Origin of the sequence: Acidithiobacillus acidisediminis (assembly GCF_023277115.1) — a bacterium.
In the GTDB taxonomy this organism is placed as follows: domain Bacteria; phylum Pseudomonadota; class Gammaproteobacteria; order Acidithiobacillales; family Acidithiobacillaceae; genus Igneacidithiobacillus; species Igneacidithiobacillus acidisediminis.
In genome coordinates this window covers 2,110,205-2,133,331 of sequence record NZ_JALQCS010000001.1, presented here as the reverse complement: position 1 = coordinate 2,133,331, position 23,127 = coordinate 2,110,205, and the positions used below count along the sequence as shown (strand labels likewise).

24 protein-coding genes are annotated in these 23,127 nt (G+C 55.9%); 5 read left to right on the top strand and 19 right to left on the bottom strand.

Annotated elements, in window-relative coordinates; all coding sequences use genetic code 11:
* Positions 1-7 precede the first annotated feature (7 nt).
* The 6 genes from M5D89_RS10700 to M5D89_RS10675 all read right to left on the bottom strand — a co-directional run bounded on the left by M5D89_RS10700 (position 8) and on the right by M5D89_RS10675 (position 4,422).
* The gene (locus M5D89_RS10700) at positions 8-352 is read right to left on the bottom strand and encodes a hypothetical protein (RefSeq protein ID WP_248885805.1); all 345 of its coding nucleotides are present in this window, start codon (positions 350-352) and stop codon (positions 8-10) included.
* A gap of 62 nt (positions 353-414) precedes the next feature.
* Entirely contained in the window at positions 415-717 is a 303-nt protein-coding gene (locus tag M5D89_RS10695; RefSeq protein WP_248885804.1) for an HU family DNA-binding protein, read from the bottom strand.
* A 262-nt stretch (positions 718-979) separates the two neighbouring features.
* On the bottom strand, positions 980-2,188 hold the full coding sequence (locus tag M5D89_RS10690) for an IS4 family transposase (protein ID WP_248885449.1): 1,209 nt from the start codon (positions 2,186-2,188) through the stop codon (positions 980-982).
* A gap of 70 nt (positions 2,189-2,258) precedes the next feature.
* Positions 2,259-2,621, bottom strand: coding sequence for a transglycosylase SLT domain-containing protein (locus tag M5D89_RS10685; RefSeq protein WP_248885803.1), 363 nt, complete (start codon positions 2,619-2,621; stop codon positions 2,259-2,261).
* A 222-nt stretch (positions 2,622-2,843) separates the two neighbouring features.
* Positions 2,844-3,674 (bottom strand): hypothetical protein, encoded by an 831-nt coding sequence (locus M5D89_RS10680; protein ID WP_248885802.1) that lies wholly within the window; start codon positions 3,672-3,674, stop codon positions 2,844-2,846.
* Entirely contained in the window at positions 3,628-4,422 is a 795-nt protein-coding gene (locus M5D89_RS10675; RefSeq protein ID WP_248885801.1) for a L,D-transpeptidase, read from the bottom strand. The genes M5D89_RS10680 and M5D89_RS10675 overlap by 47 nt, the downstream gene beginning before the upstream one ends.
* Before the next feature lie 353 nt (positions 4,423-4,775).
* Here M5D89_RS10675 and M5D89_RS14480 point away from each other — a divergent pair, with 353 nt between their 5' ends.
* Positions 4,776-5,279, top strand: coding sequence for a type II toxin-antitoxin system PemK/MazF family toxin (locus M5D89_RS14480; protein WP_431307164.1), 504 nt, complete (start codon positions 4,776-4,778; stop codon positions 5,277-5,279).
* Here the strand turns inward: M5D89_RS14480 and M5D89_RS10665 are convergent.
* From M5D89_RS10665 to M5D89_RS10635, 7 genes are all read right to left on the bottom strand, one after another.
* Positions 5,261-6,562, bottom strand: a complete 1,302-nt coding sequence (locus M5D89_RS10665; protein WP_346347697.1) for an ISNCY family transposase — start codon at positions 6,560-6,562, stop codon at positions 5,261-5,263. The genes M5D89_RS14480 and M5D89_RS10665 overlap by 19 nt on opposite strands.
* 293 nt (positions 6,563-6,855) lie before the next feature.
* Complete coding sequence (locus M5D89_RS10660) at positions 6,856-8,169, bottom strand: type II toxin-antitoxin system HipA family toxin (RefSeq protein ID WP_248885799.1); 1,314 nt, start codon at positions 8,167-8,169, stop codon at positions 6,856-6,858.
* Between the two features lie 10 nt (positions 8,170-8,179).
* On the bottom strand, positions 8,180-8,506 hold the full coding sequence (locus M5D89_RS10655; RefSeq protein ID WP_248885798.1) for a helix-turn-helix domain-containing protein: 327 nt from the start codon (positions 8,504-8,506) through the stop codon (positions 8,180-8,182).
* Between the two features lie 134 nt (positions 8,507-8,640).
* Positions 8,641-8,916 carry a hypothetical protein gene (locus tag M5D89_RS10650; protein WP_248885797.1) on the bottom strand — a complete coding sequence of 92 codons (276 nt, stop codon included), beginning with the start codon at positions 8,914-8,916 and terminating at the stop codon, positions 8,641-8,643.
* Positions 8,913-10,073 carry a hypothetical protein gene (locus M5D89_RS10645; RefSeq protein ID WP_248885796.1) on the bottom strand — a complete coding sequence of 387 codons (1,161 nt, stop codon included), beginning with the start codon at positions 10,071-10,073 and terminating at the stop codon, positions 8,913-8,915. The genes M5D89_RS10650 and M5D89_RS10645 overlap by 4 nt, the downstream gene beginning before the upstream one ends.
* A gap of 77 nt (positions 10,074-10,150) precedes the next feature.
* A complete protein-coding gene (locus tag M5D89_RS10640; protein ID WP_248885795.1) occupies positions 10,151-11,962 on the bottom strand; it encodes an LPD7 domain-containing protein in 1,812 nt (603 codons plus the stop codon).
* Between the two features lie 184 nt (positions 11,963-12,146).
* Positions 12,147-12,524: a hypothetical protein gene (locus M5D89_RS10635; RefSeq protein WP_248885794.1), complete on the bottom strand. Its 378-nt coding sequence runs from the start codon at positions 12,522-12,524 to the stop codon at positions 12,147-12,149.
* A 622-nt stretch (positions 12,525-13,146) separates the two neighbouring features.
* Here M5D89_RS10635 and M5D89_RS10630 point away from each other — a divergent pair.
* From M5D89_RS10630 to M5D89_RS10615, 4 genes are all read left to right on the top strand, one after another.
* Positions 13,147-15,657 carry a heavy metal translocating P-type ATPase gene (locus M5D89_RS10630; protein WP_248885793.1) on the top strand — a complete coding sequence of 837 codons (2,511 nt, stop codon included), beginning with the start codon at positions 13,147-13,149 and terminating at the stop codon, positions 15,655-15,657.
* 27 nt (positions 15,658-15,684) lie between these two features.
* Positions 15,685-16,080, top strand: coding sequence for a DUF302 domain-containing protein (locus M5D89_RS10625; protein ID WP_215880204.1), 396 nt, complete (start codon positions 15,685-15,687; stop codon positions 16,078-16,080).
* Between the two features lie 62 nt (positions 16,081-16,142).
* Positions 16,143-16,349 carry a CopZ family metallochaperone gene (locus M5D89_RS10620; RefSeq protein WP_064218044.1) on the top strand — a complete coding sequence of 69 codons (207 nt, stop codon included), beginning with the start codon at positions 16,143-16,145 and terminating at the stop codon, positions 16,347-16,349.
* A 20-nt stretch (positions 16,350-16,369) separates the two neighbouring features.
* Positions 16,370-16,615 carry a glutaredoxin family protein gene (locus tag M5D89_RS10615; RefSeq protein ID WP_014003716.1) on the top strand — a complete coding sequence of 82 codons (246 nt, stop codon included), beginning with the start codon at positions 16,370-16,372 and terminating at the stop codon, positions 16,613-16,615.
* A 500-nt stretch (positions 16,616-17,115) separates the two neighbouring features.
* Here M5D89_RS10615 and M5D89_RS10610 read toward each other — a convergent pair whose 3' ends face one another.
* The 6 genes from M5D89_RS10610 to M5D89_RS10585 all read right to left on the bottom strand — a co-directional run bounded on the left by M5D89_RS10610 (position 17,116) and on the right by M5D89_RS10585 (position 23,059).
* Positions 17,116-17,319, bottom strand: a complete 204-nt coding sequence (locus M5D89_RS10610; protein WP_248885792.1) for an EexN family lipoprotein — start codon at positions 17,317-17,319, stop codon at positions 17,116-17,118.
* Positions 17,320-18,054: 735 nt separating this feature from the next.
* Positions 18,055-18,882, bottom strand: a complete 828-nt coding sequence (locus M5D89_RS10605) for a hypothetical protein (protein ID WP_215861471.1) — start codon at positions 18,880-18,882, stop codon at positions 18,055-18,057.
* Between the two features lie 143 nt (positions 18,883-19,025).
* The gene (locus M5D89_RS10600; RefSeq protein ID WP_064217748.1) at positions 19,026-19,241 is read right to left on the bottom strand and encodes a hypothetical protein; all 216 of its coding nucleotides are present in this window, start codon (positions 19,239-19,241) and stop codon (positions 19,026-19,028) included.
* Positions 19,242-19,251: 10 nt separating this feature from the next.
* On the bottom strand, positions 19,252-20,628 hold the full coding sequence (locus M5D89_RS10595) for an NRAMP family divalent metal transporter (protein ID WP_163057237.1): 1,377 nt from the start codon (positions 20,626-20,628) through the stop codon (positions 19,252-19,254).
* Positions 20,629-21,001: 373 nt separating this feature from the next.
* Positions 21,002-21,586 (bottom strand): cation diffusion facilitator family transporter, encoded by a 585-nt coding sequence (locus M5D89_RS10590; protein WP_248885791.1) that lies wholly within the window; start codon positions 21,584-21,586, stop codon positions 21,002-21,004.
* A 516-nt stretch (positions 21,587-22,102) separates the two neighbouring features.
* Positions 22,103-23,059, bottom strand: coding sequence for a cation diffusion facilitator family transporter (locus tag M5D89_RS10585; RefSeq protein ID WP_064218663.1), 957 nt, complete (start codon positions 23,057-23,059; stop codon positions 22,103-22,105).
* Positions 23,060-23,127: the final 68 nt, after the last annotated feature.

Sequence of the window (23,127 nt, the reverse complement as noted above, 5' to 3'; positions counted from 1 at the left end):
GGCAGTCCTAGCCAAACAAATCCATCTGTCTAATTTTTGGCGTTGCCGGCGGGGATTGACGGTCTGGTATCGGTGAAGGTGCGGTTGCATCCAAAGCAGCCTCCGCTTCTGGCAGTTCCGTATGTTCGCGTGCTATTCGCAACCACTTTTCCTGGTCCGCACGAAACCGTTCTTTCATCCTGGAAAAGCCCTCTTTGAGGCGTTGGTAACGATCTGGAGACGACGAATAGGGAAAAAACCAATCCCCCTCCACTATTGCGTCGGCCATGTTTTCCGCCCAACGCAAGGCGTGATGATCATGAACTTTTTGCATTGCCAGAAAATGCCGGTACCAGCCGGCATAGCTCACCACCCAGGCATCCTGGATTGAGCAAGCGTCTGGTAACCGGCCATGCGGCCAGGAAGATGGCTTGTTCACTTGCCGCTGTTAATGGCGCGCTTCATCTCACTGGATACGCGCAAACGGACGCGGCGCTTTTCTGGCACCTGGACTGGCTCTCCGGTGAGGACGTTGCGTGCCGTACGTGCCGGCGAAACGTGCGTTTCCAGTGTCCCCAGACCAACCAGGCGAACGCGCTTGCCTTGGGCCAGAGACACCGTGCAATAATCGACCAGACTGTGGAGCACCCGCAGCGCTTTGGCTTTTGGCAGATCGTGGTGCTCTGCCAGAAATTCGACAAGCTCTGCCTGGGTGACAACCTCTTTTTCTTTTTCCATCGAACAAACTCCAAAAACGAGCTACATTGCTCGCGTTGGTATAGCGACGTTCCGTTGCGATGCAGAAAAACCTAAACACAATACTGTTTATTTAGCGATCACCATTGGGTCTGGTTTACAGTCGACATTGAGAGGATCGCCGCGATCCCTGATCGGATAGCTGCTCATTTTTCTGCGGACCCCCCGTGGATTGCGCTTACCCCGGCTCGTGACGGCGCGAACCGTGGCGATTTCCTTCAGGATGCCCAGAAGCCAGTCTGCCCTACCCTGAGGGGGGAATAGCGCCGACCGCAGGTAGACGGCGATGAAGGACGTGCACCGCATGGATGAAGGATAGATCCTGAGCCGCTTGATCTGTTTGTGCTGCGGCCTCGGTCATCAGGTGGCGGATGGCAGCATGGACCAGCAGAAGAGCGTAGAACTCCTGCTCGACCAATTCCGGACGCTTGCTCCGCAACGCGACACGACGATCCGCCAGGTGGGTCTTGAGTTCATCAAAACTGGACTCGATGTTCCAGCGCTGATGGTATAGTGCTGCCAATTCTTGTGCCGGGGCTTGTACCGGATCCATCCAGTTGGTGATCAGTCGATAGCTCGGCTCGGCGTCTGGGATACCTTGTAAGGTATACTCAATGACCCGCACACGGATACCCTGGCGATCCTGCTTTCGGTTCGCTCCACTGGGATAGATCGTGCTGAGGTAGGATCCATCTGGCAATTCCTGTTCACGGGGCAAGGTGAGGGTGCTGCTCAGGCGAAACAGCAGGTTGGCACCGGTGGCATGGGCTAGCTTCCAGAAGTCGTAGCTGTAAAAGCCGCGGTCAGCTGTCACCAGCATAGAGGCGTCGGCATGAGCCATGACAGCGCGGGCAAGTTCTCTCTCACTTTGTGCATAGGGACCCGACTCGGCGTAACACAAAGTGTGGGTACCGCATTCCGCCATGGCGACAAAGCGGAGCTTGGGAAAGGCGGATGCACCTCGCGCAGAGGGTGGATATCCATATCGCTCTGCATTGGGGGCTTCATCAGGCATGTCCAGCGTGGAGCCGTCTATGGCCATGATCCGTAGGCCTCGGTACCACACCCCAGTCATGCCCTCGGGACCATGTGGACCGACTTGCTGTTGATAGAGCGTTTTCAACGGTCCTGCCCCTACGCGGGTCCGCGCCTGGGATATGGCCCCTTTGCTGACGACGGCCTGGGCCAGCCCATCATCCCCAAGAACGGATCGTAATCCCTCGATTACCAGGCGCAAAACTTCCTCATAAGCTACGTTGGCATACAGCACCATCGCCAGCACAAAATAGACCAATACTTCGTGTGGCAATCCACGTCGCCGCTGGCTTTCCACCTCATATTGCGCCAGGGTCTCACGCACCTTGCTGATAGGACAGCGCATTGCCAGATATCCCACCGTCAGATAGTCCGCTAGTCGAGCGCCCGAAGAGAGTTGTGCTTTGGTTCGTGCCATCGTCATGCCCCCAAGTAACAGAACAGGAGAGCATTCTGACAGAAAGTAATCTATCTAAACAGTATTGAACCTAAACAAGCCTTTCCTTCTGCAGGACCTCCTGCGCATACGTAACCGCTGCCAAGGGGCGATAGCCATGTGCAATGGCAGTAGGGCCAGCGTTGTAGGCCATCACCGCAAGCCGCTGGTCACCATGGAACTGGTGCAGGAGATACGCAAGGTACTTGGCCGCCCCCTCGATATTTTGCCGGACACTCCAGGGATTGACATGCAGAAAACCCCAGGCCGTGCCAGGCATCAACTGCATGACGCCAATCGCTCCGGCTGGCGACACCCTGGTCGCCGAACCATGGAAATCGCCGCCATTCTCAACATACGCAACCGCAGCCACGAGCTTCGGCGGGACGTGTGCTTTCTCTGCAGCTTTCTTCACTGCCACCGCGTATGGACCGGCGAGCCTGCGCAAGCCTCCATCTACGCGGTCTGGGTTCTCGCGAAGAAAAAAACCAGGACTGTAGCAGGAAAAAAATGCGCTACTTGATCCCAAAAGATGATCCTGTGGCAGTTGATTGCTTGAAAAAATAAGAGAAATGGCTGCCAGCAAAGAAGCTTTGTTACTTATTGGTTGCAATCTTATCAATAAAAACTCCTGATATCAAGCTGAATTCTCAGAAAAGACAAACGCTTTCTTTCGCACCGTTTCCTTGGAGTTCTCGGTGTGCCCATCAAACATTTCCCTGCACCATAGATAACCCCACGTTCCGAACCACCAGAATAAAGCCGTGTAAAGGATCAATAACAGGTATCCAGCAACAGGAGATGCCACATCAGGGAATGCCACAAGCAAAAACTCACACAAAACCATCCCGGAGAGGCAAAATACACTGCAAACCCCGAAATTTAATACTGCAGACTGAACACCAACGTTATAATGTGCTACAGGCTGATTTCCTACGCTCATCGTCAGGAACACAAGTTGAAGAACTCCTGGAAGGAATATCCCCAAAAGATCCATGCCATTCTCTTGCGACAACCCTTGCCGCATCCACCAGGGGAGTGCTTTGTACAACGCATGGTCGGCATGGTTTGCCGTAAGCCCATGCGTTGCTGATTTATAGAGAGCAAAAAAGACCCCGACAGCGATCGATATCAACAGCATCCAAAGGAATGCGTCCCGCGCAAGCTGTGCCAAATCCCGCACAACCAGGCGAAAATAGTGCCATGTGGCTGACCATGCATTGCCGCTATCCTGATCTGCCGCCCGCAGGGAGCAAAAAAGCAGTCCCTCCATGAAGACCATGGCCGGCACATTCAGCACCAACGGTTGCGGGACAAATACATTGATCAGCACAAAGGCTAGCCCGACACTCAGGGCAAGCGCCGGCGACCTGCGGAACAGATCGATCGACTGCAGCGTCCATCGGCGCGCCCAACCAGGTTCAATTTTTTTTGGCTTGAGTACCATGAGTAGGTATAGCAAGCCCAAAAAGCGCTCCGCTTACGGTCACCGGAACCCCGTAATGCAGCAGGCGATAGGTAACCGGCGCCGCATGGTACGGCTCCTCGACACAACCGGCGCTCTGCGGGAATCCATAGGCAGCCCTGGGGTAGTAGTGGATGCCGCGGCCATCGTCGAAGTAGTTCACCCAGAGGATGCCGGGATCGTTGTAGGGTACCCAACGCACAGGGCTGCCGCCAACGGTGCCACGGGCTGGCTGCATCAATGAGCTTCCTGCCCATTGGGGGACCCGTTGTCCGGCCAGCCCGTGGTAAGAAGCCCAGGAGATCGGCTGCGGAAACACTCCGCGCATGGTGGTCTTGGGGAGCCGCTGATAGATGGGCCACGTGCCATCCTGGGTGGAACCCAACACACCAGTGTTCACTACGGTATGCCAGATCCAGCCCTTTCCGTGCTCCCAGACATGCAACTGCTCTGGCTGTCGGGTACCGTTCGCCTTGGTCACATACACCCACTCGTACGGCCAAGGATCCGGATTGGCATGCTTCTCGGACAGCGCCTGCATGACCGTTTTGTGCAATTTCCCTTCGGAAACCCCCTTTGGTCCCAGAATCCCGTTGGCACGCTCGAACTGGATAACCGCTCCACGAATAAACGGATTCCCGGCATTCCATGGGTACTCATCCGCTGCATTCTGGAGAGCCGTCGACACCGGCCAAAGCCAGGCATCGTGCCGGATGTTTCTGTCTTTGCCGTGAATGTGTGCGTGTACCAACGGCAGGTATCCCAGGTCCTGCAGCCTCGTCACAACATCGGAGAAGTCGTGTGGGGCAGGGGATGGGGAAAAGGATGGAGAGGGTCGCTGGATAGGGACAGACGGCGAAGCCGCAGGCGTTGCGGCTACCGTTCGCCCATGAACAACTCGGGCAGCCGTATGTTCTGGCGACTGCGCAAGGCATCCACCAAGCGCCATAACGCTCGCCAAAAGCAGGGTCTTGAGTACACGTCTTTCCACCATGAACTCCGAGAAAACCAATCCATGGTGGTATAGCCAGCGCCCATGGCGCAGCGTGGATCGTGGTGTCGCCGCAGTGCCCTAAAGGAGTCGATACTTGCCATTTCTTGCGAATGACGGAAAAATGGCGCATGGCTATCCATTTTCATCCTGAGCAAGGCACCATTGTCATCTGCGACTTCAGCGGGTTCGTCCAACCCGAGATGGTCAAACGTCGCCCCGCCGTTGTCGTTTCTCCGCGCCTTCGCCGGCGCGACCGTCTGTGCACAATTGTTCCATTGAGCACCACGGCCCCGAACCCAGTAGCTCCCTACCATTTCAAGCTGCATGTAGATCCCGTTCTCCCAAAACCGTATGACGCCTCGTTTCATTGGGTGAAGGCAGACATGCTGTACACCGTATCGTTCGATAGACTCCACCTGCCCTTCGACAGGAAAGACGCATCAGGGGAAAGAAAGTACGATGTTAGAGTGATCGATGAATCTGATTTGCTTAAAATTCAAGAATGTATGCTTCACGCCCTTGGGCTGACCAGCTGTCAACCCAAAGCAGGAATGTCCCCTTTTGAGCAAGACAGGAATGTCCCCTTGGAGGGAGTTCAGGGGGTGGATGTGTGAGCGGGCTTAGACTGAGGGTATCGTCGCCAGGGATGGTCGGGCGCGGGTTTCCAGTGGCTCCGTTGGGCCTGCTCCTTCACAGCTTGCTCAATACGTAAGTGCAGGCTTTTCTCATCGTCCAAGGGGATGGGGGGCTCACCCTCGGCGAGGATCCGGTAGGTTAGGGGCTGTCCCTGATACAGCAAGGTAATGCTGCTGTCGAAGGCTTGGCAGACGGTTACACTGGCACCGCGTAGGCGGTAGCCACTGCTGTAATTCGTGAGTTGGTATTCGCGGTTCTGGAAGCGAAAACTCAGGTTTTTGGAGAGCTTGCGGGTGTGCTGCAGGCAGAAGATCAGGGACAATTCTTCTGGGTTGTGCAGTACGGGACGATGCGCATCCTGGGGATGTTGCGGGGAGACAGCAAAGCGCCGGTTGTAATCGGCCAGGAACTCCGGCAGGAAGGCGTTGGCAGCCTCCAGATCGGAGATGCCCTGCAGGCGTAGCTCCTTGACCAGGCGATCTTGTAGAGTCTGATTGGCCCGTTCGACCCGCCCCTTTGCTTGCGGGCTGTTGGCGTGGATGGCTTGGATATCCAAGGTCTGCAGGGCGCGAGTGAACTGGGTGGGTACTCCCTCCTGATCGGGGTGATTGACGCGAAAGATGCTGTGCTTGTCGGAGTACAGGGCTACCGGGCGACCATGCGCTTTCAGGTACGCTCGCAGCGTCTCCATATACGCTTGGGTAGTCTCGGCTGGTACGAAATGCAAAGCCATCAGGCGGCTAGTAGCATCGTCTATGAAGACGATGAGGGTACAGCGGGGGCCACGCTCCTCGAACCAGTCGTGGGGCGAGCCGTCGATCTGTACCAGTTCACCGAGATAAGGGCGTCGGGGCCGTCGTTGGTGGATACGGGCCGCCTTGCGCCGCTTCGCCACCCACAGACCTTCGGCCATCATCCACTGGCGCAACGTCTCCGTAGAGAGCTGATAGCCATGTCGTTCTTCCAATTTCTCCCGAGCCAGCGTTGGCCCAAAGTCTGCGTAGTGCGTCTGCACCAACTGGATGGCGGATTCACGGACCGAGTCCAAAATCCGGTTGTTGGGCCGCTTGCCGCGCTGCCGGGACACCAGCCCGGCGGCCCCTTCGGCCCGATACCGTGCGACAAGGCGTTTGACCTGGCGCACGCTCAGACTCAGCCGCTCGGCGACCTCCCGTTGCCGGAGCTGCTTACCCATCAGAGCCTGCAGCAACTCCAGTCGATCCATCTCTCGATAGCTCATCGTGTTGTACTCCTCGCCCATGCCGCCCCCACAACGCAAAAGGGGACATTCTAGAATTGGACAAAGGGGACATTACTGCTTGGGGCTAACACCTTGGGCTGACCAGCTTGACAGGTTACCTCTGAGCATATACAGTGCCAGGGTTCCCGCTCTGCTTCGGCATCGGGCACAAGTCCTCCTTGTGAGGCCGCTACGCACACGGAGATTGCAATCCAGCGTGGTGTCTAACGGGGCTCCGCCATCAGTGACGGGGCCTTTGCTTTTGGTGAGCAATGGCAGCACTGATACGCCCATGGCGCAGCGGCTGCCTGGCGCTATTCGATGCCGGATGGTTTCACCCCGGGATGCTTGCGGTTCAGCATCACCGACGTCGAAAGACATTCCCTAAGCATTTTTTGCCCGGAAAGAAAGGTCTCGGAGAACAGTTCCATCGTGCCATTATCAATTTTGGCAGAGGCAAAATGCTCCCTCCACCTGGAGAGGACATTTGCCACGTCACCTATGATCTGCTTGCCCTCTTTTTCTGTGAGCCCAAAGTCTGTAACAGAAGACAAGAGGTTTTCTGCTGTGACAGATCTACCATGCTTGCCTATTCCAATGGACAGGTTGAACTGCTCACCAATACCGGTTCTCTTGATGCCCGGATTGATATCAAAGCCAGGGGACAGATTCCAGGCAGAGTGTGCACGGGAATAGAGAATGCAATGGTTTCGCAAGTGATCATCCGTATTGCGAATGCCTGCATTGAAAACCATTCTTTTGAACAACTCTTGTCTGCCGTGCGTATCACCAAGCTTCTGCAGAATTCTGGCGATTGCTGGATAGGAACCAAGAGCATTTTCTGATTCGTCCAGACCCAAAGCAGATAAGGCGCTTAATGCTGGTAGCCGCCTGCCTTGGCTGTCGCGATCGAAACGTTTGGTCAGAAAAATTCTCCGACCATCAGGGAATGCAGAAAGTTTTGCCTCTGGCACACGAATCCCAAGCTCGTTTGCCATGGCATGCGTCGCAAACTCCACCCCACAGACATCATACCTGTCGTCTTTTGTCGGGAACTTTGCCAGCCATAGCTCTCCATTGTCGCGGATGACACTTTTTGGCCTTGCGCCACCGAGGCTGGTGCCTTGCGCAAGCAGTGCGATCGCCCACTCTTCCTGCTGGTTCAGCTTCCGGTTTTCCTGTAGGGCTTCTGCCACCTCGATCAAGGCGTCCAGGTGTTCCAGAACGGGGATCACGACAGGTGCGGATGGTGTTGGGCAGCGATCTGCCCTATCCGAAAAGTCCAGAAACCCAAATCGCTCAGGAATAGGGGAGAGCAACAGGTCGACGTTGCTCACTTTCTCCGCTGGGATCTTCATCCTGCTGGCGAACACCAGTCTGCCCCAGTAATCCGGGAGAGAATCCCGTATAGGCCCGGGAAGTCCCTGGTTGTTGGTTTCGGTAATCACGGTTGAACCAAGCTCGATGAGGCCTGGCTGTATGGAAATCGGCAGGGCATCCGCTCTGGAAACATAGCTGTTCGCATAGCGGAAACTCCCCAGCCCACCAGATTCATCGTAGCGCAGAACCCCTGCAATGACCGGCTTCTCGGTATCCAGATGTGCAAAAACGAATATGTCCCGATACATAGTTCCCCGGCTAGAGTCGATCAGCAATATCGTGGATGCTCTCTGCCTTTCCCTTTCTTACCGCTTTTTTCTGTCGGGCCAATGCTGCACCAAGCCGGTCGTTGTCCCAAAGCAGAAGTCCATCCACTTCTTCTAGGGTGCCCATCAGGTAGAGGGCATGTAGCCAACTGCCAATGGACACGCTTGGTGAGCCGGATTCCATCCGCCGGTAGGTGTTGAGGCCAATCCCCAGAAGATCGGCCATTTTCTGCTGCGTCCACCGCCGCCTCTTGCGGGCGTTTTCCAGGCGCCCTGCCAGACGGATCAGCGACTGCTCTGCTGAGGAGGGGATATCCACGGAATCACCAAAATATGGCAAAATATCAGTCAAAATAAACCATATTTGGTTGATTATATCAAGAGCAGCGCAGGGGAAAAGGAGAGTCACCAACAAAAAAAGCGGGCACGAAGCCCGCCAAGTGCCGTTACTCGTTAAAGCCCCAATCCCAATTCCAAGCCAATATGCAAGCCCAGATCCTTGATCTGTTGCTCGGGTGGTTGGTATCCCATGGACATGGCCTGCTGCAGCACCTTGCGCTCGTTTTGCTCGGCCACGAGGCGCTGAGGCGAGCCAACCGGCAGGCTCATGCTGCTCTGGTGTTTGTGCAGATCCGCAAGCAGCTTCTCCAGCCGCTTGCGGCGCCCTTCATAACGGGTACGATCCAGTTCCTGGTGTACCCACTGATCCAGGGATTGCTCGTTTTTCACCGCTCAACTCCAGCCACAGCCTTTTCCTGGGTCTTCGCACGGGTGTTTTCGAGAACATCAACACCCAGCTTTTCCTTCACGAACTGCGCCGTGCGATCCTGGTCACCGCGGGCAATCATCGCCTCATTGGGCTTGAAGCCACCACCCCTGCCCTCGATGCGCTGGAACTCGGCATCCTGCTCCGGCCCCTTATGACCCAAAGCCGCGGAGAGGAACTTCTCTCCGGTCGTGCCGTTCTCACCGGGCAGAACGTTCACATAGAGCTTGCTGCCATCTTCCCGGGTGACCGATGCGGCCAGCATCGGAATCCCTGACTGGGAAGTGCGCTCACGGAACTCCAGCTTGTGACGCTCGTCGAGTCCCTGTTCCTGGTTATTGATGCGCAAGCTGCCATGGGCCTTGCCTTCCTGGTCCACATAGAAACCGACGGTGCGCCAGGTGCCCTGCTCATCCTTCTGGTGGCTTTCCAGACGGGGCAACTGCTGCGTGGGGGCAATACCCTTCTCCTGCATGCGCTCGGCAAGACCCTGCACGACCTCGGCGAAGTAGGTCTCGCGGGTCGCGCTCGCGATCTTGCTCATGACCTCCTTGTTCTCGCCCATACCCGCCTGGCGCATAGGCTCCTGCGCCTTGGCAACGCGCTCCTGCGCCTGCTCAAAGTGCCCCTTGGCAGCAGTGATCTCCTGCTTTTGCGCGTCCTTCATCGTGGCAATGTGATTGACGAAGGTATTGCCGTCACGCTCCACGGTCTCCGCAAAGCCGCCGATGGTCACCTGCTGACCGGCATTCTTCTCGATGGCATTGTCGAGCTTGGCGATCAGGCGCTGGGCAAACTCACTGTCCAGATCCGCAGACAAGATGGTCTTGTCGGCACCGTTTTCCAGCGTCACCCGCAATTTCTTGAAGGTGGAGCCATTAGCCTGCGTCTCGGCCAGGTCGATACCCGTGAGCTTGCCGGACAACTCGGTCTCATAGCGGACCCCATTGGCCTTCAAAGCATCGCGAACGACCTTTTCGGACTCCTTGGAGTACCCCTGTTTCCACACTGCATCGCCCAATTCCGCCTTGGCCTGCGCCAGGGCCTCGTTGGTCTTTTCATCTCCAACGGGGATGAACCCGTTGACCAGGTTGTTACGCTGCATCATTCGTACTGGCATGACTGTTCTCCTGCATCTGAATTACGCCGGGCCCATCCCCTTGCAATTGGGTATAGACCCGGATAGCGGGTATACCATTACCGCTCTATGCCCAAGTCCTGCTCTTTGCTTTTGCTCGGTGCGGAACGGGCAGGGGAGAGCACGTTCCCTTTTTCCTTGGCAGCCCGATCCAGAGCCTCTTGATAAATCTTCCGCGCCTGTTCGTCGCCAGGCTCCAGCTTGATGCCCATTTTCACTGCCATCTCTGCAGTCTGCTTCAAGAATGCCTTGTTACCGACAACATGGACGGGTTCCCCAAAGCGCTCGACCGCGGCACTCAAAGCCGTTCCCACGGCATTTTCGCGCTTTTTTTGCGATTCTCGACCAATACCGAACAGGGCACGGTTAGTGACCGTAATCTGGTAACCATAGTCGAGGACCAAGGGCCTCTTGTTGTGAGATAGCAATATATTAGGAGTTTCCAGGTGCACAAAAGTCTTTTGCTTCTCTTCAGCTTTCTGACCTTTTTCGGCTGCACCTTCAGGCCAGTTTTGCAGGATGTCTGCATTGGTTTTTTCTGACTCTTGTTCTTGAGACTTTGCCGTTTTTTCAGAGAGATCAGATGACGCAGATGTTTCCGGCCCAGCAGGCTGGATCTCGGTCTGCTTTTCTTCTTCGGCTTTTTCTGGCTTTGCCAGGCTCTCGCTAGATTCCGTGGACACAGATGGTTCCTGTTCGCCAGGAACAGGCCTTTTGACCTGACCCTCTGCGGGTGCCACAACTTCTTCCGAAGATTTCACCTCTGCTTCAATCTCCTGGACACCACGCGCCGGTCCGAAAATGACTCCCTCATCTTCAAGAGATAGTCCTGCCCATCGCCCTACCTGCTCCAGGCGCGCCTGGATCTGGTTGGCAACGAAGCCCAGACTGTTTTTGTTCTTCTGGATGAGATTCAGGAATTCCTTGTGGAGAGGGTCTTCCTGGGAAATGAACTCGCCATTGTCCCACTCGTCATGCAGGACCGTAATGCCCGACTTCTGTTCATCGTCACTGGCGACGATGGACAGGGGGCCATGGGAAAAGAGGGGTTCTGGTTGTGTTGCCATGGTTTGGTGCTCCTGTGTTGCAAAGGAAAGAAAACTTTGTTCATGGGTTGAGTGCGGTATGCCGCTTGGAGGGGGATGGAATCGCTCTGCATCGGCAACCAATTCGCCCACTCTCGGGCGCTTGACATCCCGATGGCTGCGGTCAAGAATCGAACCATCCGCTTCTGGCCCAGCGTCAAATGGCGTTTCTTCCAGGAGAGATCTCGCAATTTGTGCGTCGCGTAGCGGAAGTGGGTTTTCTGTCCCAGGGTCGAAGGGATCTCTCGCGAGAGGCAGGCTGGGCCCGGCCTGCTCCAGAAGTTTTCTATAAACCCCGTTGACGTCCGCCTCGGGATGTTCTACGATCTCAATATCTGCTCTTGGCCTAGCGCTAAAGGGGACCTTGGTATCCAAGGTTTGCGTGTGATATGGCGAGTCGCGCAACAAGAGCAGCTCTCTCTTGTTAAAATATTCCCTTCTCATGATTGACGCAGTTTTTACTGCCCAATAATCAATGCTCATATCAGGCATTGGCGTCAACCGAATTATTACATTTTTCGGAATTTCTCCATCAAAATCGGTAACGAGGAACAGCGTTCCTTTTTTCCCGCGATATATAGCGTTATAACTGTTCGCTGATTGATGAACAAATTCAATGGCATTTTCATACCCGGCCTGCATGATTTCCTTAGAATGCCGCTCTTCAATATGCCGAAGGTCACTCTCCAGCAAGCGAATTGGTCCTGCCTGGCGTCGAATGATCCTCGACACCTCTTTGGGTAGATAACCAAAATCTACACCACCATCCGGGGACTCGATAAACATTGCCCGCTGCCTCAACCCAAAGTCTGACCCATGGGTATAGCGACAGGTTACTGGTATATCTGGACAGAGTTGACCGGCGGCAAAATGCCGCTAATAATTATCCCACTGCTTCTGGCCTAACACTAAAGTCTGCCCCGTGAAAGCAGGGATGAAAGGGTACGGCGAGCCACGCCACAGAAGCAGATCACCCAAAAGAAACAACCGGCCCGTCTGGATCCTTGACCGCCGCACGGTAATGCGCAACAGAGACCCCAAACATTTCGGCAATTTCTTCCTCCGGGATCTGCTCTGCGACCGCAATCTCCCCACCCGTCCATGCCAGATACTCCAGCGCTTTACGTACGACCGACAAATCCTCTGGATCGTCAGATCGCAGGTAAATCAGGGAAGGGGATTCCTCCCGAAGCAAACGATCGATGGCCAGCTGGTATTCCCCCAGTCCTTCCGGGTCATCCACCGCCGTCATATTGGCAGGGGATGATATTAACGGACAAAAAAGTATCATCCCAGAAAATATGTAACTTATTGATTTATTGCTCTCCGGATTTAACGGGAAAAACAATGTTCCATCCTGAGTCGATGTGTCTCTGAGAGAATAGCGCATTCCTAGAACAATAAAGTTTCATCCTGACGTCTGTCGGCAGGAATCCCTTGTGCTTGCGCTATACCCATGACACATGAGCAGCGCAACCAGATGCCCCATCCTGGGTATGTTTACTCACCACATCCACAAAATTCTGGACAACGTGGCCCTTCTCCAGATGCGAACAGAGTATGGTCATCTGCAGATCGATCTTGGCTTGGTCACTCAACCACTCCTTCGGCATAGCCTCAAACAATCCCGAAATGAGCCCAGATTCCTGGCTGAATTGGCGCGCGCGATCATTCACGGACGGATCAGAGGAATCAGCACAATCATGGGTCGTGCCGCCGGACCTGTGGTCCCGTGGATCAGTTTTGCAGCCTGCGACGCACCTTCAATCGCTGCTCTCTCATCGCTCTCCTGCCCTAGCAGACTGTCGGAGTTTCGTTTGCGAGAGCTAAACGCAATCAAATACTCTTGACATTGTAGCAAGCTTCAAGGTTTATGATGGACGGATAGTGGGTTGCATATAGTTTCTCGGAATCCTTCTTTAAGACGTGATACACTGTACACAGCGGGCATCACCCGAGGAGATATATTCATGGATGACAAAACCCGTGGACACCTTGAGATTGGCATAGACGGGATGACCTGCGCCTCTTGTAGCGCGCGGGTGGAACGGGCGCTGGGCAAACTGCCCGGCGTAACCTCGGCCAATGTGAACCTGGCGACTGAGCGCGCCGAGGTACTTTTCGACCCACAGCAACTCGATGCCGCACGTATCGCCGAGACGATCCGCGAGACCGGCTACGTACCGGTGACCGATGAGATAGATCTTGTGGTAGAGGGCATGACCTGCGCTTCCTGTGTGGGCCGCGTAGAACGTGCACTCAGGCAGCAATCCGGAGTACTGGAGGCTGTGGTTAACCTGGCTACTGAGCGTGCGCATGTGCGCTACATCCCGGCGATGATCAGTACGGACGAATTGGCCAGCACCGTAAGCGAGGCGGGTTACGCCGCGCATCCTGTTCAGGAAGACGGGGAGCAGGATGTCAACGAGGCAGACCAGCGCCGTGTGAGTTTGCGCGCCATGGGTCGTGATGTCATCGTAGCTGCGGTGCTGGCCCTGGCGATTTTGGTGCTGTCCATGGGTGCCACATTCGTCCCAGCCTTTGATCATGCGCTGATGGTCGCGAGTCCCTTTGCGCATTTCTGGGAGTGGGTGCAGTTTGTGCTTGCCAGTATCGTTTTGTTCGGACCCGGTCGGCGGTTTTTCCGGCCAGGCCTGATCGCGTACCGCCACCTGTCGCCAGACATGAACTCCCTGGTGGCCACCGGCACCGGCGCGGCCTGGGCTTACAGTGTGTTGGTGTTGGTGGCGCCCGCATGGTTTCCACTCGATGCACGACATGTGTATTTCGACTCAGCCGCGGTCGTTATCGCAGCCGTACTCGCTGGCAAGTACTTGGAGGGGTTGGCCAAGGGCCGCACCTCATCGGCCATTCGCAAGTTGGCCGGCTTGCAGGCAAAAACCGCGCATAGGCTCGATGCGAATGGTATCGAGCAAGAGGTGCCGGTATCGCGGCTGCGCACTGGCGAGCGCATCGTGGTGCGTCCCGGTGAACGCATTCCAGTGGACGGACGCGTAGTCGAGGGGCGCGCACATGTAGACGAGGCTATGCTGACCGGCGAACCCCTGCCTTCGGCCAAGACCATGGATGACACCGTAGTGGGTGGCACCATCTGCCAGGATGGGCGATTGGTCGTAGAGGCCACCTCCGTCGGGCGCGACACCGTACTGGCACATATCATCCATCTGGTAGAGAGCGCACAGACCGGCAAACTTCCGATTCAGGGGCTGACCGACCGTGCGGTACGGGTGTTTACCCCAGTCGTGCTGGTCATCGCGTTGACAACCTTCGGCGTCTGGATAGCCTTGACGGGCAATGTCAGCATCGCACTGGTCGCGGCAGTCGCCGTGCTGGTGGTGGCGTGCCCCTGTGCCATGGGATTGGCAACGCCAGCGGCGATCATGGTGGGCACCGGACGTGCGGCGGAACTCGGCGTGCTGTTTCGCAAAGGCGAGGCACTGGAGACGCTATCACATGTCGACACCCTACTATTCGACAAGACTGGCACGTTGACCGAAGGCCGTCCCGCCCTCGTTGATCAGGGTGGCCCCGATCCCGCGACAGCACTGGGTCTGGCTGCAGCGTTGGAATCGGCTTCCGAACATCCGCTCGGGCGGGCTATTGTCACTGCGGCCGGCGAGGGCGGCATTCACTTGCCTACAGTCAACAATTTCCGCTCTATTGCCGGCTATGGGATCGAAGGTGAAGTGGAAGGCCGTATGGTGCGTGTCGGCGCCCGACGATTTATGGAGCGCGAAAATGTACTGCTGGGGGATAACGCCGAGACTGCGGCACAAATAGAGAACGACGGGCGCACGGTGGTATTCGTCGCGGTCGACGCAACGCTGATCGGGTGGCTCGCCATTGCCGATCGCATCAAACCGGAAGCGTATATGGTGGTACAGGCATTACGCGCGCGTGGGCTGCAGGTAGCCATGGTCACTGGTGATACGCGAGCTACCGCTCAGTCTGTTGCCAGGCAATTACAGATCGAGCAGGTGCACGCCGAGGTGCTACCCCAGGATAAGGCGAAAGTCGTCACCCAGTTGCAGGAACAGGGCCGACAGGTCGCCTTCGTCGGCGATGGTATCAATGACGCTCCAGCGCTCGCACAGGCTAATGTCGGCATTGCACTCGCCTCAGGCACGGACATCGCCATCGAAGCAGCAGACGTGACCCTCACGCGCGGGCAGCTCGGCGAGGTGGTCACGGCACTGACGGCGGCACGGCGCACACTGAGCAATATCCGTGGCAATCTGTTCTGGGCATTTTTCTACAATATTCTGCTGATCCCGGTTGCGGCTGGCGTGGCCGTGCCTATCGGCATCCATCTGAATCCGATGGTGGCTGGTGTAGCCATGGGGCTGTCCTCCGTCTTCGTGCTCAGCAACAGCCTGCGCCTTAAACGGCTCAAGGCTTATGTGCCAACGGTAACGCCGGGCGCGGTACCGAATACCGCACTCGAACCCGCTCATTCCTGAGCAATCGTTCAAACGAGGAGAATCCATATGAGTCAGTTCGTTTTCAGCGTACCCGCCAAGGGCGATTTTGATACCACCGTGGCGCAGGTCACCGAAGCCCTCAAGGTTGAAGGCTTCGGCGTGCTCACCACGATCGACGTGGCCGCCACGCTCAAGGCCAAACTGGGCATTGAGGGACGGCCCTATGTCATTCTTGGCGCTTGCAACCCGCACTACGCCCATCAGGCGTTGGTGGCCGAGCCCGACATCGGCGCCCTGCTGCCTTGCAACGTAGTGGTGCGTGAGGACGACGATGGCAAGGTGAGCGTGGTGTTCATGGATCCTGCCGCTGTACTCGGCATGGTGGACAAGCCGCAAATTACCACGCTCGGCATCGAGGTGCGCGACAAACTCCAGCGTGTAGCTGATGCCGTGCGCGGTTGAATAATACTTATAGGAGCGTATCGAGTAATCCCTTTCACTTCATTTTCAACAGGAGAAAACCCATGAGCGATATCAATCTGAAGATCACCGGCATGACTTGCGGGCATTGCGTGCGGGCCGTGACGAAGGCGCTGGAAGGCGTGCCCGGCGTTGAAAAAGCGGACGTCACTCTCACGCCAGGAGAAGCTGTAGTGCATGGTCAGGCAAGCACCGCCGCATTGATCGCTGCGGTCAAGGAAGAAGGCTATGAGGCGGAGGTGCGGGGCTGAAGCCCCGCACACCGACCGTCATGTCTGATCCGGTACTGCTCTACACCAGTCCCGGCTGCCCCGACTGCGCCGCCGTGCGCCGTTACCTCAAGGAACACGATGTCGCATACGAGGAACGTGACGTGACTGCTCCCGGCGTGGCTGAGGAAGCCAAATCACGCTACGGAGTGCGGGTCGCGCCAATCACGGTGATCGCTGGCGAGGCGTTATGGGGAACATTTGCTCATCAGAAGCCACGGCTTGATGAATTGCTGGCCGGGACCTAAAACTTTACTGAACATGGGGATAAAAGCACATGAATGACTACAAACGGTCATAGGATGGACCGTAGAGCAAGCTGGATGCTTCTCCTCGTTTAATATTGCGCCTTCTGACTCGGGCAAGGTGGTTGGAGATGCTCCAGATCCAGATGTAAGTGCTATCTGTCGGCAACGATCACTTGGGCGTGGCTCAAGGGGATGGGCGCAGGAGGAGGGGAAATGTTTAATGGCGTGATGCTTTTGTGGTTTATCCTTACCGCGTTATCAGTACTGTTTGTTGCGGTTGATATTCGCGCCACACCAGAGTCCAAGGTTCTCAAGTGGGGCTTTGTATTGCTACGGGACCGCTCGGCGCGTTCCTGTACGTATTGGGTTGTCGAGAGCCACTACCTGGGTTGCACGAGGGGTATGTCTCGACACGTTGGAGGCAGGTGCTGGGCTCCACTATGCATTGCGTCGCCGGGGATGGGGTTGGCATTGTGATACTAGACACCTTACGAGGTCTTTTACGCTTCAGGTTTCCTGGGCGCAGAGGGCGGGTGGTTATTATTTGACTTCGCCGACCCCAAAAAACCAACAAGAAAAGAGGGGTAGGCGGCGGCATCGTGCGCCAAGTACCATTTCACGGTATGGCTATCATCCAGATTATTGGAACGCGAACACCCTGCAAGGGCGGTTATTACGAACAGCGCGACGAGGAGCTTATTCATGACGGCGTCCTTTCCAATTATCATGCGATCAGTCGCTCTCACTCTTGGCTCAAGCGCTATCATGTGCAGTGATGGTTAGTTTAACTACCTCGATGGGGCTAACTATCGAGATGGACTGCGATGACGCAAGCTGGCGCATGTCAGATGGCGGCATGGCGTGATGGAGGATAACCGACGCGACGAACACCGCCACCCCCAACGCACTTTGGATATTCACTGCGTGCGCACAGCGCCCCACGGGGAGGGTTCCAGTATTGTCTACACTGTGAACACTGTACATCCAGAATCCTGGCAACTTGGAGCATGGATGTGGGTCCCTTCCCGCCCGCTCCACAGATCCAGCATCGGAAGATGTTACTTGACCGTAAAAGACCAGCGACCATCGGTATGATGCCCATCAGTTGATCGAAAATTCGCTTTGCACACCTGGGTTATTGAAGGAGTTCAGCATATTTGGCCACAGTAGCAGGACCGTCCACCTCCCAGGTTGGATCTGGAATTTAACCTTCACCTCAGCACGATACCAAAGACAGTGTTAAAGTTAGGCCGCGCTGTTTATCGCTGACAGACACCAGATTCCTCGTCCCAGGTAAATTATCTTACAGTTAATACGGATACGGTTACATGCGGCAAATTGTCGCACCCCCATCGCTTTGCAATGCCTTGTTACGGCGAGCGAGGGGCGGCTGCATTGTCAGGACATCTGATACCCTTTTGTTTAAGGACCCTAACGGATCAGAACAGGAAACCCATCCCTGCCCCGAAGTAATGGGTAAATCCACCTAGGTTTCCGCTCAGGCGCACACCTTCTTCGAGGTCTATCTCACAGGAGGGGGTCAGCAGGTACTGCACACCGCCGTCCGCATCAAAACCGGACCACAGGCCCGGCCCCGTGCGGCTTTGTCCGTAGACCTCGCCATAGAACTGCAGATTCCACAAGGGCAACCAGGTAAAGGTGATGTCCGGATTAACGCTGGTGAAGCGACCACCTCCTGCGAGTGCGGGATTGGTCTGAGATGTGACGCCCAATTGCAAGGATATCCCGGTGTCGTCGCTTGGGGCATAGGTAACGATGCCGTTAAAGGCTACTCCTGTCCCCCGGCTGCCAAACGCCGGGCTCCCGGAGGGTAGGGTAAACAAGCTTTCCACGGCCCCCAGCCAGTGTTTGGTATAGCCCAATTCGTGCTTGATGCCGACCGTGGTGGCCGAGAACCCCTGGAGATGTGGGCTGCCTGGGACCTGCTGGAGATTGTCGTTGGGCGGCAGCAGGACGAATTCGTTGTGGCCCGGCAGGCCAAAGCGCAATTCCGCCTCGGGGAAATTATCGGCAGTGCCGCCTCCGGTTCCCGTAAGGTTGGCGTGTTGGTAACCAGCTTCCAGTACGGCTTGGCCGTATTGCACCACGCACGCGCTGTCAGACACCGTGGGCCGATCTAGCAGAGCGAGTAATGCGGATGGTCCGGTGCAGGGATTTTGGACGGCATCATCTGCACGTACGGCTTGGATGCTCATGATAAGCGTTGCCAGCAAGGCGGTAATAGGGAAAAAATTTATTTTATTCATGTTGGTTCCTTTTCAAAATGCCTGCCAGGGCACTCCCACGAATCAGCGGTTATGCTTAGAAACAGACAATTTTCGTATATGAATATAAAATATAACGTTTACTGCCCAATTTGTGGCACCTCCTTAATAAGCCCGCACCCTAATCAATGCATCCCGCGGGTAAAACCAATCGCCACCAGTATCAGCATGGCGACGATGTAGAGCCGCAGCCCCCAAAACGCGGTTTTCACCGCACCTTGAACGGGTGCACGGGATAATGGCGCCAACTCTCCGCCCCCTTCTGCCTGAAGAAAGCTTGCAAAGTCATCAGAGACATCCAATGTTTCCTTGGGGTCAGGATAATAGTCTTTATTTTGCATGTGCCATCTCCTAAAGTGCGTGAGGGAAAACCACCGTAAATCCATAGAGACCGTCGGCGACCATCAGTAAACCCACAATGCTGAATGCCGCCATATTCTGCCAAGGACGATTCACATGCTGACCCATGATTTCAGGGTCGTTCAGCAATAGCAGCAGGAACATCATTGCCGCTGGCATGAAGATGGAGGCGACCACTTGAACGGTGAGGTTCAAAAATCCCAAAGGAGCATGTGGGAGCAGGACGATCAAGGCCGCCAAAGCCGTACCTAGAAGCCCAGACAAATAGAACGGGAGTGCATGTTGAGGCCGTAAATTGATGCTTCGCGGCAGTTTAAGCGCCTCGCCCACGGCCCAGGAAGTGCTTGCGGTAATCGCGATGGCGGCAATCAGACCGGCCTCGACCAGTCCCAGCCCAAAGAGCGCGGTACCGACAGACCCGATTGGGCTATGTGCAAGAGCTGCCATGATACGGTGTATTCCGAAATTTCCCGCGCCGGACAACCCATACACCCAAGATCCTGTCAGGGCAACCAAGGCTATGGCGACCAGCCCCATCAGAATGGTGCCAATGGCGGTGTCGGCCTGGCCAATGGGGATATCCTTTTCTGTCAGGCCTTTGTCTACCACGCTCGATTGCTGGAAAAAGAGCATCCATGGCGCAATCGTCGTGCCCAGGTTTGCGAGAATCACATAAACAAAGCCGCTTACCGCGATACCCGCAGGGATGTGCCAGCTCCCCAAGGCCTTTACCACCTGTCCCCAGTGTGGATGGGAAGCAATGGCCAGCGGGACAAAAATCAAGTTTCCAACAGCAACCCAAAGCGCCACCCGTTCCCAGGTGTGATAACGCAAAAATAAAAGCACTCCTGCAACGATGAGAAATCCGCCCAATGCGCTCCAAACAGCGGGCACGCCAAACATCTTCATCCCTATGGTGATACCGATGAATTCTGTAACGAGGGTGAGGATGTTGGCGACGACCAGATCGAAGAGGGAAAAGGCGCCCCAAAAAGGGCCATAACGACCCCAGATCATTTCGGCATGCCCGCGGTGTGTCACTGCGCCAAGACGGACGGTCATCTCCTGCACCACATAGGCCACGGGGACCATGAGGATGAGAAACGGAATGAAAAATCCGATACCGTAGGCGGCGCCGGTTTGGGCATAGGTAATCACCCCACCAGCATCATTATCCGCGATCATAACGAGAATTCCTGGCCCGATGAGGGTGAGAAAAAGCCAGAACCGTTTCCAAAAGGAAGGGCGCTGAATCAATGCTTCCCGTTGCTGGTGGACCCGCCAGCGGTCAGCCACCCGGTGGCGCTGATCATCGGGAAGGGATGCCAACAGGTTAGTGATATTTTTGGTTTGTACCTCTGTCGCCATCGTATGCTCCTTTGCGGGCATGCGACTGGGACGCACTCACGGCGGCGCGCACAAAACAACGATAACGAATGGAAATATTCCATCACCCGAGGATCGGGTGATGGCAACAGCAACTATGCCAGGATGACCCGATCTACGAACTGCAACGGTGCTTTGTGAAAGCAACTAGGGTCACTGTCCAAGTCGCTGGCCCTCCTGTGTGAAGAATTCAGGGGCCTTTGTACCGGTAGAAAACGGAGATGTCAACCATGGGTTTTTGCTATTGGGGTTTAGGGAGCAACGGAACGTAAAACCGGGTTAACCCCTTGTCCAAAGCTGTTGTCTGATTTCTTTCGGTCACGGCTTGTCCGTGCAAGCCGAACCGCTGCACGGTTTAACGGGATGAAACGGGCGCACGTAGCGCTTGCAAGGATTGCCGCAGGACATTAAGCGCGGAGCTGAGAAACACGCTGGAGATAAGGGCACCGACGATGATGTCCGGCCAGCGCGAGGCAAGCAGGTAAATGCTGCTGGCGGCTAGTAAGACACCGACATTGGCGATCAAGTCATTTCGAGAGCACAGCCAACTGGAACTCATGTTTAGGTTGTGGCCACGGGATCGGTACAGAAGAAAAAAACACGCAAGATTAGCGATGAGTGCCAGCATGCCGACGATTCCCATCGTTTCTATACCCGGCATGACGGGGTGAAACGCCTTGTAGGCCACAGTCCCCAGCACACCAAGCCCAAAGGCGAGCATGAAGCCGCCCTTTACCAAGGCAGCAACTGTCTGCCAGCGCGCCGACCGTGCCGCCGCGAAGAGGCTGAACCCATACACCAAGGCATCGCCCAGCATGTCCAGCGCGTCCGCCAGCAGCGAAATTGAATGGGCGATTAGGCCCGCCGAGCCTTCCACGAAATACATGACAGCGTTGATGGCGAGCACGATCCACAGTACACGCCTGTGACTGTCGCGCATGGCGTCTATCTCGCAGCTTTTGTCTTCACAGCAATTAGCCATTTGTGGGATCCCTTGAGTTTGCTGTACCTAGCGGTAGCGTACGTTAAATATTCTGCTTCCTCGATGTTTCTGGTGGGAGCCGAAGCGGGCGAGGCGGTCTTGGGCTTCTTCGGGGGTGGGTCCTCGGGCTCCAGTCGGGTTCATGACCTTTTCCTCAATAGTTTTGATTCAGGCCATAGCCCCCCATACCGAAGAAATACCTGTTCAACGATCTGTACTGATTAGGTACAGGTGATGAGGATTTGAAGGGCCGAACATCGGCTTGCATTGGCGATATGATCAGCCGGTCGGCGATATCGCTTGAATACCAAGTACCGGAGTTTATGACAAGCCGATCCTCAAAGGTGTTGATGGCATATCCTGTCTCTTTCCTAATCCCATGAGGACATTGGTCTTCAGAGTATCTATAATTGTGGAAAAGAAATCTTCTCGAAGCCATATTCTTGGATCCTTGCATAAACCTTCCGGAAAATCTCAAACCCGATGATCCGGCGCCAGTGCGCACGGGTGGGCCGGATCGCCAGCCTCCACCTGCAAGGTGGGGTGGTCGATGCGAAAGCGCCTCTGCAATTCATTGCCGATCCGGTTCAGGAGCGCGTCTCCGGGGTAGCCGTTGGGCATGACCAGATGCACGGTCAGCGCCGTTTCGGTGGTGCTCATGGCCCAAATGTGCAGGTCATGTACCGCCGCCACATCCGGCAGGGCGGCGAGATAGGCGCGTACCGCCTGGGTTTCGATTCCTTCGGGCACGCCGTGCAGGGTCAGGTTGAGGGAGTCCCTCAGCAAGCCCCAGGTGGCGATCACGATCACCGCGCTGATGAGCAGGCTGACCGTGGGATCCAGCCAAAACCAGCCAGTAAACAGCATCCCGATCCCCGCCAGGACCACCCCGAGCGATACAGCGGCATCGCCCGCCATGTGCAGAAATGCCGCCCGGATATTCAGATCGCCCTTGCGCCCCGCCATGAACAGCAGGGCGGTCCCAGTATTGATCGCCACTCCGAAGGCTGCGACGCCAATGACTATGTCGCTTGCCACGGGCGTGGGATGCAGCAGGCGCTGAATCGCTTCCCAGGCGATCCCGCCAGTCACCACCAAAAGGAATACGGCATTGGCCAGAGCCACCAGAATAGACGAGCTGCGCAGCCCGTAGGTAAAGCGCGCCGAGGGCTGGCGGCGAGACAGTGCCGTGGCGCCCCAAGCCATGAGTAAGCCCAGGATGTCACTCATGTTATGTCCGGCATCCGCCAGCAAAGCCAGGGAATGTCCAATCATCCCAAACACGACCTCAGCCAGCACGAAGCTCAGGTTGAGCGCCACCCCGATGGCAAAAGCGCGGCCGTAGTTTGCCGGACCGTGGGCATGGCTATGCGCGTGGGTATGATGGTGACCAGCGGTATGGCCGGCATGGTCATGAGAATCGTGTGCCATACATCATCCTTCTCTGCAAAAATCCGAATGAATTGCCATTAAAAACCTTGTAGTCACTACATGGTCAA